This is a genomic window from Hydrogenophaga sp. FW305-3-2-15-A-LB1, assembly GCF_058787875.1.
Genome location: NZ_JBYTAE010000023.1, coordinates 1 through 13,474, shown reverse-complemented (window position 1 = coordinate 13,474; position 13,474 = coordinate 1). Strand labels below are relative to the sequence as shown.

At 71.1% G+C, this 13,474-nt stretch carries 13 protein-coding genes; 2 read left to right on the top strand and 11 right to left on the bottom strand.

The genetic code is table 11. From position 1 onward, the window contains the following. Position 1: 1 nt before the first annotated feature. The gene (locus AC3WPZ_RS09155; protein ID WP_444687418.1) at positions 2–973 is read right to left on the bottom strand and encodes a Bug family tripartite tricarboxylate transporter substrate binding protein; all 972 of its coding nucleotides are present in this window, start codon (positions 971–973) and stop codon (positions 2–4) included. A 121-nt stretch (positions 974–1,094) separates the two neighbouring features. Here AC3WPZ_RS09155 and AC3WPZ_RS09150 point away from each other — a divergent pair, with 121 nt between their 5' ends. Then, the gene (locus tag AC3WPZ_RS09150; RefSeq protein ID WP_492434116.1) at positions 1,095–2,021 is read left to right on the top strand and encodes a LysR family transcriptional regulator; all 927 of its coding nucleotides are present in this window, start codon (positions 1,095–1,097) and stop codon (positions 2,019–2,021) included. Here the strand turns inward: AC3WPZ_RS09150 and AC3WPZ_RS09145 are convergent. The 7 genes from AC3WPZ_RS09145 to AC3WPZ_RS09115 all read right to left on the bottom strand — a co-directional run bounded on the left by AC3WPZ_RS09145 (position 2,018) and on the right by AC3WPZ_RS09115 (position 9,194). Then, a complete protein-coding gene (locus AC3WPZ_RS09145) occupies positions 2,018–2,791 on the bottom strand; it encodes an enoyl-CoA hydratase-related protein (protein ID WP_492439290.1) in 774 nt (257 codons plus the stop codon). The genes AC3WPZ_RS09150 and AC3WPZ_RS09145 overlap by 4 nt on opposite strands. Beyond that, entirely contained in the window at positions 2,788–3,597 is an 810-nt protein-coding gene (locus AC3WPZ_RS09140; protein WP_492439288.1) for a crotonase/enoyl-CoA hydratase family protein, read from the bottom strand. Before AC3WPZ_RS09140 ends, AC3WPZ_RS09145 begins: the two co-directional genes overlap by 4 nt. Then, positions 3,594–4,808, bottom strand: a complete 1,215-nt coding sequence (gene pcaF / locus AC3WPZ_RS09135) for a 3-oxoadipyl-CoA thiolase (protein ID WP_492439286.1) — start codon at positions 4,806–4,808, stop codon at positions 3,594–3,596. The genes AC3WPZ_RS09140 and pcaF overlap by 4 nt, the downstream gene beginning before the upstream one ends. A 2-nt stretch (positions 4,809–4,810) precedes the next feature. Then, positions 4,811–5,653 carry an amidohydrolase family protein gene (locus AC3WPZ_RS09130; protein ID WP_492439284.1) on the bottom strand — a complete coding sequence of 281 codons (843 nt, stop codon included), beginning with the start codon at positions 5,651–5,653 and terminating at the stop codon, positions 4,811–4,813. A 22-nt stretch (positions 5,654–5,675) separates the two neighbouring features. After that, a complete protein-coding gene (locus AC3WPZ_RS09125) occupies positions 5,676–7,340 on the bottom strand; it encodes a (2,3-dihydroxybenzoyl)adenylate synthase (protein ID WP_492439282.1) in 1,665 nt (554 codons plus the stop codon). A gap of 23 nt (positions 7,341–7,363) precedes the next feature. Further along, positions 7,364–8,137, bottom strand: coding sequence for an SDR family NAD(P)-dependent oxidoreductase (locus tag AC3WPZ_RS09120; RefSeq protein WP_382321911.1), 774 nt, complete (start codon positions 8,135–8,137; stop codon positions 7,364–7,366). Positions 8,138–8,219: 82 nt separating this feature from the next. Continuing rightward, positions 8,220–9,194 (bottom strand): Bug family tripartite tricarboxylate transporter substrate binding protein, encoded by a 975-nt coding sequence (locus AC3WPZ_RS09115; RefSeq protein ID WP_492434125.1) that lies wholly within the window; start codon positions 9,192–9,194, stop codon positions 8,220–8,222. 141 nt (positions 9,195–9,335) lie between these two features. On the opposite strand from AC3WPZ_RS09115, the gene AC3WPZ_RS09110 reads away from it, so the two are divergent. Next, the gene (locus AC3WPZ_RS09110; protein ID WP_382154232.1) at positions 9,336–10,229 is read left to right on the top strand and encodes a LysR family transcriptional regulator; all 894 of its coding nucleotides are present in this window, start codon (positions 9,336–9,338) and stop codon (positions 10,227–10,229) included. 1 nt (position 10,230) lies between these two features. Here the strand turns inward: AC3WPZ_RS09110 and AC3WPZ_RS09105 are convergent, their stop codons facing one another. The 3 genes from AC3WPZ_RS09105 to AC3WPZ_RS09095 form a co-directional block, all read right to left on the bottom strand. Continuing rightward, the gene (locus AC3WPZ_RS09105) at positions 10,231–10,653 is read right to left on the bottom strand and encodes a GlcG/HbpS family heme-binding protein (protein ID WP_492439280.1); all 423 of its coding nucleotides are present in this window, start codon (positions 10,651–10,653) and stop codon (positions 10,231–10,233) included. 52 nt (positions 10,654–10,705) lie between these two features. Beyond that, on the bottom strand, positions 10,706–11,692 hold the full coding sequence (locus tag AC3WPZ_RS09100) for a Bug family tripartite tricarboxylate transporter substrate binding protein (protein WP_382321907.1): 987 nt from the start codon (positions 11,690–11,692) through the stop codon (positions 10,706–10,708). 40 nt (positions 11,693–11,732) lie between these two features. Continuing rightward, positions 11,733–13,474 (bottom strand): thiamine pyrophosphate-binding protein (locus AC3WPZ_RS09095; protein ID WP_492439278.1); only part of this gene is annotated, 1,742 nt, incomplete at its 5' end.

Here is a 13,474-nt window from a genome sequence, read left to right as displayed (position 1 = left end):
TTCACTCCGCCGTGATGCCGAGGGACTTGATCACCTCGCGCCAGCGCTCGTGCTCGCCGCGCATGAAGGCCTCGAACTCGGGCACCGACATCTTCGGTTCGGCCAGCGAGCCCAGCGTCTGCAGGCGCTGCGCCACCTCGGGCTGGCGCAGCACGGTCTCCAGGTCGCGGTTCACGCGGGCCACCACGTCGGCCGGCGTGCCGGCGGGCGCGAAGAGGCCGTTCCAGCCGGTGTACTCGAAACCGGGGAAGGTTTCGGCGAGCGCCGGCACATTGGGCATGTCGGGCTGGCGCTGCGCGGTGCTGATCGCCAGCGCGCGCAATTGGCCACTCTTGATGAAGGCGGTGAGCGCCGCGTCGGGCAGGCACACCAGCTGGATGCGGCCGCCGATCAGGTCCTGGATCGCTTCCGGTCCCTTGGTGTACGACACGTGGTTGAGCTTCACACCGCCCTTGACGGCCACGCTGTCGGCCAGCATGCCGGAGAAGGTCTTGGGCCCTTCGGTGCCGATGGTGACGGCGCCCGGCTGCGCCTTGGCGGCGGCCAGGGCCTGGGCCAGGTCCTTGAACGGCGCGGCGCTGCTGGTGGCGATCACGAAGGGGCTGCGGCCCACCAGGCGCACCGGCGCGAAGTCCTTCACCGGGTCGTAGGGCAGGGCCTTGAAGGTGAAGGCGTTGGTCACCATCGCGGCCGTGGTGGCGTAGTAGAAGGTGTAGCCGTCGGCGGCCGAGCGCGCGGCGGCCTGCGCGCCGATCACGTTCTGGCCGCCCGGGCGGTTCTCCACCACCACGCCCTGGTTCCACAGGCGGGCGAGTTGCTCGCCGATGTAGCGCGCCAGGATGTCGGGGCCGGCGCCGGCCGGCTGCGACAGGATGAATCTCACCGGCCGCTGCGGCCAGGCCGGGGCCTGGGCGTGCAAGGCGCCCGCCAGCGGCAAAAGGAGTGCGGCTCCCGCGAAGTCTCTGCGTTTCATGGTCTTGTCTCCTGGGCGCCGTGCGTGCGGTGCCGATGGTGTTGGGATGAATCCGCAGCGGATGCTAGGGATCAACGCCATGGATGACCAGACGCCTCCATGGATTCATAGAATCCATGCCATGGATATTCGAACCGTGGACCTGAACCTGCTCGTGGTGTTCGACGCCATGGCCCGGCATTGCAGCGTGGGCCGCGCGGGCGAAGCCCTGGGCCTGAGCCAGCCGGCCACCAGCGCGGCGCTGGCGCGGTTGCGCACCGTGTTCGACGACGCGCTGTTCGTGCGCGCCGGCGCGCAGATGAAGCCCACGCCGCGCGCCATGGAGCTCGCGCCCGCGGTGCACCGGGTGGTGGAGGCGATCAACGCCGAGATCCTGCAGAAGGCCAGCTTCGACCCCGCGCGCGCCGAGCGCACCTTCACCATCCTCACGCCCGACATCGGCGAAGTGGCCTTCCTGCCCGGCGTGCTGCGCCGCCTGCGGCAGGAGGCGCCGCAGGTGCGCCTGCGGGCCACGGCGCGCACGCGCTTCGCCGCCGCCGAGGCGCTGGAGTCGGGCGAGGGCGACCTGGCCGTGGGCTTTTTCCCCGACCTGCACAAGGCCGGCTTCTTCCAGCAGGCGCTGTTCAAGACCTCCTACGCGTGTGTGACCTGCGCGCACGCCGGGCCGGCGGTGGAGCGCATGACGCAGCGGCAGTACCTGGCGGCGCGGCACGTGGTGGTGCGGCCCGACGGGCGCGAGCACCTGCTGGACCGTTACCTCGACGACAAGGGCTGGCAGCGCCACGTGACGCTGGAGCTGTCGCACTTCATGAGCCTGCTCTCGCTGCTGCCCGGCACCGACCTCGTGGCCACGGTGCCGGAGGACATCGCGACCGTGATGGAGCGCCACATCGCGATCCGCCGCATCGCCTTGCCCTTCGCGGTGCCGGTGATCGACGTGCAGCAGTTCTGGCACCGCCGCATGCAGCACGACCCGGCCAACCGCTGGCTGCGCGGCCTGTTCCACGAGGTGAACCGGCGCGAGGCGAACGAGGGGCTGCGGCCCTAGCGGGAAAACCGCGCGGGCCGCTTGTCCAGCCGGGCGCGCATGCCCTCGTGCTTGTCGGGGCTGGCGAAGGCGGTCTGGAAAGCGTTGCGCTCGTACTCCAGGCCGGCCGACAGCGGCGTCTCCATCGCCATCAGCACCGACTCCTTGATCAGGCGCAGCGCCACCGCCGGCAGTTCGCCCAGCTGTTGCGCCAGCGCCAGGGCGGTGGCATCCACGGCGTCGTCGTCGAGCACCTCGGCCACCAGGCCGCCGTGCAGGGCGGCCTCCGCGCCGATCGGCTCGCCGAGCAGCAGCAGCTTCATCGCACCGAACTTGCCCAGCGCGCGCGTCAGCCGCTGGGTGGCGCCGCCGCCGGGCATGATGCCCACCTTCACCTCGGGCTGACCGAAGCGCGCGCTGCGCCCGGCCAGGATCAGGTCGGCGTGCAAGGCCAGTTCGCAGCCGCCGCCCAGCGCGTGGCCGCGCACCGCCGCGATCACCGGTTTGCGGCAGGCGGCAATGGGGCCCCAGAGCAGGTCGTGCCGGCGCGCCAGCAGGTCCATGGGCGTGGCGTCCACGTACTCGTTCAAGTCGGCGCCCGCGCAGAAGGCGCGCGGGCCGCCGGCCAGCACCAGCACGCGCACCGAGGGGTCGGCGTCCAGCCGGCGAAAGGCCTCGGCCAGCGCGTGGCGCAAGGCCAGGTTGAGCGCGTTGAACACCTCGGGGCGGTTCAGGCGCAGCAGGGCCACGCCGTCGAAGGGCCGTTCTTCCAGCAGGATGGGCTCGCTCATGCCGCACCACCTGTGAACGTGGGCGCGCGCTTCTCGAAGAACGCGGCCACCGCCTCGGCGTGGTCGGCTGTGTGGTGGGCCAGGCCTTGCAGGCGGCCGGCGGCGATCAGCGCTTCGTCCAGCGTGCCGGTGCGGGCCTGCTGCAGCAGCTGGCGCGTCCAGCGCAGCACCTGCGGGGGGTTGGCCGCGATGCGACCGGCCAGGCGGAACGCCTCGTCGAGCAGCGCCTCGGGGGCGACCACGCGCGAGACCAGGCCGAAGCGCAGGGCCTCTTCGGCGTCGATGGTGTCGCCCGTGAGCGCCATCTCGGCCGCGCGCGCGTGACCGATCACGCGCGGCAGCAGCCAGCAGCCGCCGTCGCCGGGGATGATGCCGACCTTGACGAAGCTTTCGGCGAAGCGCGCGTTGGTCGATGCGATGCGCAGGTCGCACATGCAGGCCAGGTCGTTGCCGGCGCCGATGGCCGGGCCGTTGACCGCCGCGATGATGGGCACCTGCAGCGCCTCGAAGGCGCGCGGGATGCGCTGGATGCCCTCGCGGTAGCCCTGGGCGATCTGCTCGGGCGAGCCGGCGAACATGCCGGTGCGGTCGCGCATCTCGGCCACGTTGCCGCCCGAGCAGAAGGCCGTGCCCCCGCCGGTGAGGATGGCCACGCGCACGCCCAGGTCGGCGTTCAGTGCGGCGAAGGTCTGTTCGAACGCCGCGAACATGGCTTCGCCGCTCAGGGCGTTGCGCGTGTCCGGCCGGTCGAGGGTAAGCAGCGCGACATGGCCGCGCCGCTCGAAGCGGATGGGTCGATCGTTCATGGCGTGTCTCCCGTGCGTTCGATCGCCATGGCCACGCCCTGGCCCACGCCCACGCACATGGTGACCAGGCCGTAGCGCCCGCCGCTGCGCTGCAGCTGCCGCGCCGCAGTGAGCACCAGGCGCGCGCCGCTCATGCCCAGCGGGTGGCCGAAGGCGATGGCGCCGCCGTTCGGGTTCACGTGCGGTGCGTCGTCGGGCAGGCCGAGCGCGCGCGTGACGGCCAGGCCCTGGGCCGCGAAGGCCTCGTTGAGTTCGATCACGTCGAAATCGCGCATCCGCAGGCCGGTCTGCGCCAGCAGCTTGTGCACCGCGGGCACGGGGCCGAAGCCCATCACGCGCGGCGCGATGCCGGCGCTCGCGCAACCGACGATGCGCGCGAGCGGCCGCAGGCCGTGGCGCTGCGCCGCCGCTTCGTTGGCCATCAGCAGCGCGGCCGCGCCGTCGTTCACGCCCGAGGCGTTGCCGGCGGTGACGGTGCCGCCCTGGCGGAACGCGGGCTTGAGCGCGGCCAGGCTGTCGGCCGTGGTGTCGGCGCGCGGGTGCTCGTCCACGCTCACCCGCGTGGCCGCACCTTTGCGGCCGGGCACCGACACCGGCACGATCTCCTGCGCGAGCACACCCGATTGTTGTGCCGCCGCGGCGCGCTGCTGGCTGCGCAGCGCGAAGGCGTCCTGGTCGGCGCGCGAGATGCGGTGTTCCCGGGCCACGTTCTCGGCCGTCTCGCCCATGCTGTCCACGCCGTGCAGCGCCTCCATGCGCGGGTTCACGAAGCGCCAGCCGATGGTGGAGTCGTGCACCTCGGCGTGGCGCGAGAACGCGGCCGTGGGCTTGGGCATCACCAGCGGCGCGCGGCTCATGCTTTCCACGCCGCCAGCGACGGCGATCCGCGCCTGGCCCGCGTGCAGCGCGCGCGCCGCCTGCGCCACGGCTTCGAGGCCCGAGCCGCACAGCCGGTTGACCGTGACCGCCGGCACCTCCACCGGCAGGCCCGCGAGCAGCGCGCTCATGCGCGCCACGTTGCGGTTGTCTTCGCCGGCCTGGTTGACGCAACCGTAGATCAGCTCGTCGATCAGCGCCGGGTCCAGCGAAGGGTGGCGTGCCAGCAGGGCCTGCAGGGGCAGGGCACCGAGGTCGTCGGTGCGCAGGCCCGAGAGCGCGCCGCCGTAGCGGCCGATCGGCGTTCGCACGCCGTCGCAGAGGTAGGCGTCCATGCTCACAGGCCCAGCACGCGCTCGGCGTTCCCGTGCATGATTTTTTCCATCACCTCGGGCTTGTAGCCCAGCTCGTCCCACTCGCGCAGGATGCGCTCGTAGGGCAGGCTGGGGTAGTCGCTGCCGAACATGATCTTGTCCTGCAGCCGGCCCCGGATGTCCACCTTCAGGTTGCCCGGGAAATGCTTGGGCGCCCAGCCCGACATCTCCCAGTACACGTTGCCCTTGTGCAAGGCCACGGCGGTGGTCTCGTCGACCCAGGGCCAGCCGGGGTGGGCCATGATGATCTTCAGGTTCGGGAAGTCGGCGGCGAGCTGGTCGATGTGCTTGGGGTGGGCGTGGCGCACCAGCGCGCCGTTGCCGCCCGGCATGCCGGCGCCCATGCCGGTGGTGCCCACGTCCACCATCACCGCCGCGCCCATGGCGTTGATCTCCTCGAACAGCGGGTAGTAGCGCCGGTCGCTCACGGCGAAGTGCTGCATGATGGGATGGAAGTGAAAGCCGATGAAGCCCAGCTCGCGGATCGCCTTGCGGGCCTGGATCATCGCGATCTCTCCCTTGGCCGGCTCCACCGCGCCCCAGCATTGGATGACCCGCTTCGGGTGGCGCTTCCACATGCCGTGCACGTATTCGTTGGTGCAGGGCGGCGCGGCGACCGTGGTCTCCAGGTCCAGCGCGACGAGGCAGGCCTCGACGCCGGCACCGGTGAACTCGGCGATCACCTCGTCTTCGGTCTTGCCGACCCAGTCCCGTTTCCAGTAGCGGGCCAGTTCGGCGGGGTAGGGTCCCTGGGACTCGATCCAGGTCGGGGTGCCGGGGTAGCAGTGCAGGTCGATGATTCGCATGGGGGCTCTTTTCTTTCGGTGTTCAGTGGGGCACGCGGCGCGCGGCCTCTTCTTCCGCGTGCTTGTGCGCGATCAGTTCGCCCAGGGCCTTCTTGGAGACCTTGCCGAAGGTGGAGACCGGGAAATCCGGCAGCACCTCCAGGCGCTCGGGCAGCTTGAACTTGGCGATTTCCTTGGTGAGCAGGAAGCCCACGAGTTCCTTCAGGTGCAGCGACTGACCCTGTTTGAGGATCACGAAGGCGCACATCTTTTCGCCCAGGGCCGCGTCGGGCATGGGCACGCAGGCCACGTTCTGCACGGCGGGGTGCATCAGGATCAGGTTCTCCACCTCTTCGGCGCTGATCTTTTCGCCGCCCCGGTTGATCAGGTCCTTCTTGCGCCCCTCCACGATGTAGTTGCCCGAGGGGTGCTTGCGCATCAGGTCGCCCGAGCGGTAGAAGCCGTCGGGCGTGAACTGGCGCGCGTTGTACTCGGGCACGCCGAAGTAGCCGCGCAACGTGTAGGGGCCGCGCACGGTGAATTCGCCCACCTCGCCGTCGGGCACCACGCGGCCTTCTTCGTCGAGCAGCAGCACCTCGTCGTCGTCGCACACCGGGCGGCCGCAGGTCTCGAGCTTGACCTCTTCCGGGTCGCCGGCGCGCACGAACATCAGCGTGCCTTCGGACATGCCGAAGTTCTCCTGCACGAACACACCGGGGATCAGCGCGCGCGTCTTCGCGCGCACCTCGGGCTGCATGCGCTGCCCGCCGCTCTGGATCAGCTTGAGGCTGGAGAGGTCGAAGGCCTCGGCCGCGTCGTCGTTGATCAGGCGGATCAGCAGCGCGGGCACCACTTTCAGGTGCGTCACCCGGTGCTTCTGAATCAGCGCGAACATCTCGCTCGGCCGCGTGTTGGCGTGCAGCACCACCTTGGCGCCCCGGAACAGGAAGCCCTGGATGCCCGGGCAGGCCAGCGGCAGGTTGTGCGCGATCGGCAGCACCAGCAGCAGCACCGACTCGGCGTCGATCTCCGTGACCTCGGCGGCCACCTTGGAGTTGTAGGCGTAGTCGTTGTTGGTGCGCGGGATCAGCTTGGGGATGCCGGTGGTGCCACCCGAGAGCTGGAAGATGCAGGGGTCGGTCGGGTCGATGCGGATCTCGGCCAGGCGCGAGGCCGGCAGCGTGGCGGGCTGGTGAATCAGCTCGCGCAGCGAAACCTCGCCCGGGCCGGCCTCGCCGAGCACGAGGCGGAATTTCAGCGACGGGTTTTCCGCCTGCACGCGGGCGATCACCGGGGCGAAGGCGAAGTCGCCCGCCGTGTCCGGGTAGACGCAGGTGGTCGCGCCCGAGAGCTGCACGAACTGGCTGATCTCGGCGTAGCGGTGCGTGACCAGCGCCGCGATCGGGATGCAGCCAATCTTCTGCAGCGCGAAGTACAGCAGCACGAACTCGTGCACGTTGGGCAGCGTGGGCACCACGCGGTCCAGCGGTGTCAGGCCGAGTTCGAGCAGGTTCAGCGCCAGGTTGGTGGTGGCGCGGTCGAGCTCGGCGTAGGTGAAGCTCACGTCGCCATCGATCAGCGCGATGCGGTCCGCGTAGCGCTGGAACACGGCGTCGAACTCCTGCGCCAGCGACTGGTCGCGCCAGTAGCCCTTGGCGCGGTAGCGCGCGGCGTACTCGGGGGGGAAGGGAACGAATCCTTCAAGCATGGTGGGTCTCCTGGGTGGTTCGATCAGGTCGAGCTGGTGAAGCCGCCGTCGATGACGACGACCTCGCCGGTCACGAAGCGCATGCCCTGGATCAGGTTGAGCATCACCTCGGCCACGTCGTCGGCGGTCACGCAGCGCTTGAGCGGCGTGGCCTTGGCGCGCGCGCCCATGAGGGCGTCGTACTTGTCGCCCAGCATGCGCTCCATCCAGTCGCCTTCCATCCAGCCCGGGGCCACGGCGTTCACGCGGATGTCCGGGCCGAGGTTCCAGGCCAGCATCTTGGTCAGGCTCACCACGGCGGCCTTGCTCGCGGCGTAGGGCAAGGGCTGCGGGCCGGGGCGCAGGCCCACGATGCTCGCGGTGTTGACGATGCAGGGCTCGCCGCCTTGCGCCTTGCCTTGGCGCAGCAGAGGCACGGCCGCGCGGCTCACCTGGAAGTTGCCGCGCACGTTGACCGCGAAGGTGCGGTCCCATTCGTCGATCTTCAGGCTCTCCAGGTCTTTCACCTTCCAGGTCGCGGTGGTGCCGGCGTTGTTGACCAGCGCATCCAGGTGGCCGAAGGCCTCGCCCACCTGGGCCAGCATCTGGCGCACGGCGGCGTCGTCGCTCACGTCGCATTGCAGCAGCAGGGTCTTCGCGCCCAGGGCCTGGGCTTCGGCGGCCACGGCCTGCGCGGCCTTGGCGCTGGAGGCGTAGTTGATGGCGACGTCGTAACCGGCCTGGGCGAGGGCCAGCACGGCGCTGCGGCCGATGCCGGTGCCGCCGCCGGTCACGAGGGCTTTTTTGCGTGGGGTCATGGTGGGTTTCTCCAGTTGAAAGGGTGAGTTCATCCCGGACACCGGCGTGACCGGTGCCCTCGGGCGGTGGGGTTGAGGCGGCTTATTGCGGCTGCACGCCGAGTTCGGTCACCAGGTGTTTCATCGCGGCCTGCTGCTGCACGAAGAACTCGCGCGCGCCGGCCACGCTGTCCTGGCGCGGGTACACGCCCAGCTCGCCCAGGCGCGCGGTGACCTCGGGCGAGGCGGTGATGCGGTTCACGTCGGCGTTGATGCGCTCGACGATGGCGGCCGGCGTGCCGGCGGGCACGATGATCTGGAACCAGCCGATGGCCTCGTAGCCGGCGTAGGTCTCCGCGACGGCGGGGGCGTCGATGCCCGGCAGGCGCTTGGCCGAGGTGACGCCCACCGCGCGCAGGCGGCCCGACTTCACGTGCGGCAGCAGGCCCGGCACGCCGTCCACGGTGAGCAGCGCGTCGCCCGCGAGCACGGCGGCCACGGCCTCCGGCGGGGTGCGGTAGGGCACGGTGAACATGCCCATGCCGCCGGCCTTGCTGACCATCTCGCCGGCCAGGTGCGGCAGCGAGTTGAGTTGCGGCGCGGCGAAGTTCACCTTGCCGGGCTGGGCCTTGGCGTGTTTCGCGAGGTCGCTCACCGAGCGGATGTCGCTGGCGGCCGGCACCACCAGCATCAGCGGGCTGATGCCCACCGTCGCGGCCGGGGTGAGGTCGGTGTCGGGGTTGAACTGCGGGTTCTTGAACACCAGCGGCGTGATGGTGCCCATGGCCGCCGGCACGAAGCCGATGGCGTAACCGTCGGGCGCCGAGCGGGCCAGCGCCGACATGCCGGGAATGCCGCCCGCGCCGGGCCGGTTGTCCACCACCACGCCCTGGCCCCAGGCGGCGGCGAGCTTGTCGCCCACGATGCGCGCGATCACGTCGGGGGCGGAGCCGGCGCCCACCGGCACGATCATGCGCACCGGTTTGTGGGGCCAGGCCTGGGCCATGGCGGTGGTGCTGCCCAGCATGAGCAGCAGGAAAGCCGCATGCAGGGCATGGCGTCTGGAAAGGCAGGTCATGTCGTGTCTCCGGATCGTTGGTCTTGGTGTCCCCGCTCGGTGGGGCTGAGGCGGACTCTAGGCAAACACGAGGATTCCAATAAGATGGCGTGATTGCGAAAGCGATACGAAAATCGCATCCCCATGGAGACACACCCGCGCATGAAACTCGATCAGCTGCAGCACCTGATGGCCATCGTCGAACACGGCAGCCTGCGCTCGGCCGCGCGGCGGCTGGACATGCCCCAGCCCGCGCTCACGCGCAGCGTGCGCGCGCTGGAGCGGGAGCTGGGGGTGAGCCTGTTCGCGCGGCAGACCACGGGCATGGTGCTGACGGCCGAAGGCGTGCGCTTTCACCGGCGGGCCTGCGTGATCTCCAGCGAAGCGCGCCGCGCGCGCGAGGAGGTGCAGCACCCCGGGCCGGGCTACGAAGGCACGGTGTCGGTGGCGCTGTCCATCATGCCGCACCTGGGCATGCTGCCCGATGCCCTGTCGGTGTTCCGCAAGACCTACCCCAAGGTCAAACTCAACCTCACGGAAAGCCTGATGCCCGCGGTGGAGGGCGCATTGCGCGACGGCAGCCTGGACTTCTACCTCGGCGCGGCGCCCTGGCAGAAGACCGCGCCGGGTCTGGCCATGCAGCACCTGTGCGACAACACCCGCGTGGTGGTGTGCCGCAAGGGCCACCCGCTGGCGCGCGTGCGCAGCCTGAAGTCATTGGCCGGGGCCGACTGGGCCAGCACCACCATCGACTACAACGCCGAGGAAGACCTGGCACGCTTGTTCGCCACGCACGGCCAGCCCGCGCCGCGCGTGATGCTGAGCGCGCATTCGGCGCTGTCGGTGCAGGTGGCGCTGGTGCAGACCGACCTGCTGGCCATGCTGCCCCGGCAGTGGATGGACTTCGCGATGACGCGCGACCTGCTGGAGGTGATCCCGGTGCGCGAGCGGCTGCCGGCGCCGGCGATCGTGCTGGTGCGGCGGCCCGACCTGCCGCTCTCGCCGCCGGCCGAGTTCTTCTGCGACGTCTTGTTGCGCGGCCTGCCGAAGGCCTGAATCAGCCGGCCTGCAGCCCGGCGGCGGCCACGCCGGCCAGGCAGATCAGCTCGTCTTCATCGCCGGTGCCGCCGCTGGCGCCCACCGCGCCGAGCAGCCGACCCTGCGGATCCTTGATCACCACGGCGCCGGTCTGTGGCAGGAACTTGCCCTCGGCCGTGGCCGCGAGCGAGACGAAGAAGTTCGGGTTGCCCTTGGCGCGCTCGCTCAGCGTGCGGCTGGACACGCCCATGCCGACCGCGCCCCAGGCTTTGGCCCGGGCGATGTCGAAGCGGAACATGCTGGCGCCGTCTTCGCTGACGAAGGCCTTGAGGTGGCCGGCGGCGTCGAGCACGGCGATGGCCATCGGCGCGTAGCCCTTGTCCTTGGAGGTGGCGAGGGCGGCGTCGAGGATCTGCCGGGCTTGATCGAGGGTGAGGCTCATGGTGGGGTGGCGGTTCGGAAAGTGAAAAAAGGGGCGCGCGATCTTGCCACGCTCAGTCTTCGGGCTTGAAGCCGGTGACCTTGACCACGTGGGCCCAGAAGGCGTGGTTCTCGCGGATGGCCTTGGCCAGGCCCTCGGGCGTGACGCGCATGACCTCCAGGCCGTTCTTGTCGATCACGTCTTTCATCGCGGCCGAGGCCAGCGCATCGTTCACGGCGGTGTTGAGCGCGGCCACCTTGGCCCGCTCCATGCCCGCCGGGCCGTACCAGCCGAGCCAGTCGACGAAGGCCACGTCCTTGTAGCCGAGCTCGGTCAGCGTGGGCGTGTCGGGCAGGGCCTTCCAGCGCGTGGGCGCCGAGACCGCGAGCGCGCGCAGGCTGCCCGCGCGGATGTGCGGCAGCACCTCGCTGACCACGTTGAAGCTGACCGGGATCTGGCCGCCGCGCAGGTCGGTGAGCAGTGGCGCGCCGCCCTTGTAGGGCACGGCCTGCATGTCCACGCCCGACTGCTTGCCCAGCATGGCGCCGGCCAGGTGCAGCGAGGAGCCGGTGGCCGGCACGCCGTAGTTGGCCTGGGCCGGGTTGGCCTTGGCCCACTTCAGGTAGTCGGCCACGCTGCGGATCTCGGCCGGCAGGCCCGGGCCGGCGGTGAAGACGGCGGTGTAGGTGCACAGCCCGGCGATGGGTGTGAAGTCGGCCAGCGTGTCGTAGGGCAGCTTCTTGAACACGTGCGGGTGCAGCGTCATGACCGAGCTCGGGCAGCCGAACAGGGTGTTGCCGTCGGGCGCCGAGCGCTTGACGAACTCGGCCGCGATGCGGCCGCCCGCGCCGGGTTTGCTGTCGTAGATGATGGGTTGCGGGTACTTGCCGCGCAGCTGGTCGATCAGCGGGCGCGCGACCTGGTCGCCCAGGCCGCCGCCGACCGGAAAGCCCGACCACAGCGTGGCGTTGGCGGCCGGGGCCTGGGCGAACGCGGGCAGGCCGGTGGTGGCCAGGCCACCGAAGGCGGCGCTGGCGCGCAGCAGGGTTCTGCGTTGCATGTCTTGTCTCCTGTTGTTGTGGAAAACGGGGCGCCCGGTGTCAGGGCGGGTCGAGCCGGGTGAGCGAGGCGAAACCGTATTTGTTCATGCCCACGAACGCGCCCACCGCCGGGTGTGGCACGAAGCGGGTGCGGCAGTCGAGCACGGCGGGCAGGCCGGAGGCGATCGCGCGCTGCAAGGCAGGGGCCACGTCGGCCGCGCGCGTGACCACCTCGCCGTGGCAGCCGAAGCCGCGCGCGATGGCCGCGTAGTCGGTGTCTTCCAGGTCGGTGGCCATCTCGAAGCCGAGCCCGGCCTTCTGGCCCATGCGGATCACGCCCCAGGCCGCGTTGTTGTGCACCACCGTGATCACCGGCAGGCGGTGGCGGCGCGCGGTGTCGAGTTCGTTGAGCGTGAAGCCGAAGGCGCCGTCGCCGGTGATGTTGATCACCGGGCGGCCGGGGAACTGCGTCTGCAGCGCGATCGCGGCCGGCAGGCCGTAGCCCAGGTGGGACATGCCGGGTTCGTGAAAGCGCGTGCGCACCTCGTGCACCGGCGTGAGGTCGTTGCTCCAGAAGGTGGTGTGGCCGCCGTCGTAGACCGCGAGCGCGTCGGCCGGCAACGCATCGCCCAGGGCCTTGGCCAGCGCGGCGGGGTGCATCACGGGGTCGGGGTCGGCCACCATGAGCGCGAGCTGGTCTTCGTGCCCCGCGCGCGCCGCGCGCAGCTCGGCGAGCCAGGCGCCGTCGGCCGGCGCGGCGCCGTCGCCCAGGGCGGCGAGCAGGTCGCGCAGCGCCTCGCCCGCGTCGGCCTGCATGGCCACCTCGTGCAGCGCGGCCTGGCCGAGCGAGGACGGGTCGATGTTGATGTTGATGAGCCGGTGGTAGCGCCGCGCGAGCGCGCCGCGCGCGTCCCACATCCACGACGACCAGCGGCAGCCCACGCTGAGGATCACGTCCGCGCGCTCGAAGGCGTGTTTCACCGAATCGCCCGCGATGATGCCGCCGTGGCCGATGAAGTGCGGGCTGTCCGAGGGCACCACGCCCAGCGCCATCTGCGTGGGCACCACCGGCGCGTTCAGGCGCTGGGCCAGCGCGCGCAGCGCGGTGGCGGCCCCGGCGGCCACCACGCCGCCACCGCCCACGATGAGCGGGCGTTGCGCGCCGCGCAGCAGTTGCACCGCCGCCTCCACCGCCGCCTGGGCCGGGCGCGGCCCGAGCGTGGCGCGGTAGCGCCGGGGGGCCACGTCGAACTCGTCGGCCGCGAAGGCGTGCACCTCGCCCAGCACATCCTGCGGAATGTCCAGGTGCACCGGGCCGGGCCGCCCGCCCAGGGCCTCGCGGAAGGCGCGCCGCGCGAGTTCCGGCATGCGGCGCGCGTCGTGCACGACCGCGTTCCATTTGGTCAGAGGCCGGGTCACGGCCACCGTGTCCAGGTCCATGAACACACCGCTGTGCGGATACGACGAGGCGCGGTGCTGGTTGGTGGTGATGGCCAGCAGCGGCAGGTTGTTGTTGAAAGCCACGCCCAGGCCGGCGGCGAGGTTGAGGCCGCCGGGGCCCAGCTCGCCCACGGCCACCGCGAGCCGGCCGGTGCCCGCGTGCACGGCGGCGGCCATCATCGGCCCGGCGGCTTCGTGGCGCACGCCGATAAAGCGGATGCGCGGCTCGCGGCTGAGCGCATGGAACAGCGGCGAGAGCTTGCCGCCCACGATGCCGAACACCGTGTCCACGCCCTCGGCCAGCAGCACGTTCACCAGCGCCTGCGCCCCCGTGAGGCGCAGGGGCGGGGCGGGGACTGCGG

What these genes read in the sequence shown, in the direction of transcription:
- AC3WPZ_RS09155 (WP_444687418.1), bottom strand. Translation starts at nt 973, where the DNA reads ATGAAACGCAGAGACTTCGCGGGAGCCGCACTCCTTTTGCCGCTGGCG.
- AC3WPZ_RS09150 (WP_492434116.1), top strand. Translation starts at nt 1,095, where the DNA reads ATGGATATTCGAACCGTGGACCTGAACCTGCTCGTGGTGTTCGACGCC.
- AC3WPZ_RS09145 (WP_492439290.1), bottom strand. Translation starts at nt 2,791, where the DNA reads ATGAGCGAGCCCATCCTGCTGGAAGAACGGCCCTTCGACGGCGTGGCC.
- AC3WPZ_RS09140 (WP_492439288.1), bottom strand. Translation starts at nt 3,597, where the DNA reads ATGAACGATCGACCCATCCGCTTCGAGCGGCGCGGCCATGTCGCGCTG.
- pcaF (WP_492439286.1), bottom strand. Translation starts at nt 4,808, where the DNA reads ATGGACGCCTACCTCTGCGACGGCGTGCGAACGCCGATCGGCCGCTAC.
- AC3WPZ_RS09130 (WP_492439284.1), bottom strand. Translation starts at nt 5,653, where the DNA reads ATGCGAATCATCGACCTGCACTGCTACCCCGGCACCCCGACCTGGATC.
- AC3WPZ_RS09125 (WP_492439282.1), bottom strand. Translation starts at nt 7,340, where the DNA reads ATGCTTGAAGGATTCGTTCCCTTCCCCCCCGAGTACGCCGCGCGCTAC.
- AC3WPZ_RS09120 (WP_382321911.1), bottom strand. Translation starts at nt 8,137, where the DNA reads ATGACCCCACGCAAAAAAGCCCTCGTGACCGGCGGCGGCACCGGCATC.
- AC3WPZ_RS09115 (WP_492434125.1), bottom strand. Translation starts at nt 9,194, where the DNA reads ATGACCTGCCTTTCCAGACGCCATGCCCTGCATGCGGCTTTCCTGCTG.
- AC3WPZ_RS09110 (WP_382154232.1), top strand. Translation starts at nt 9,336, where the DNA reads ATGAAACTCGATCAGCTGCAGCACCTGATGGCCATCGTCGAACACGGC.
- AC3WPZ_RS09105 (WP_492439280.1), bottom strand. Translation starts at nt 10,653, where the DNA reads ATGAGCCTCACCCTCGATCAAGCCCGGCAGATCCTCGACGCCGCCCTC.
- AC3WPZ_RS09100 (WP_382321907.1), bottom strand. Translation starts at nt 11,692, where the DNA reads ATGCAACGCAGAACCCTGCTGCGCGCCAGCGCCGCCTTCGGTGGCCTG.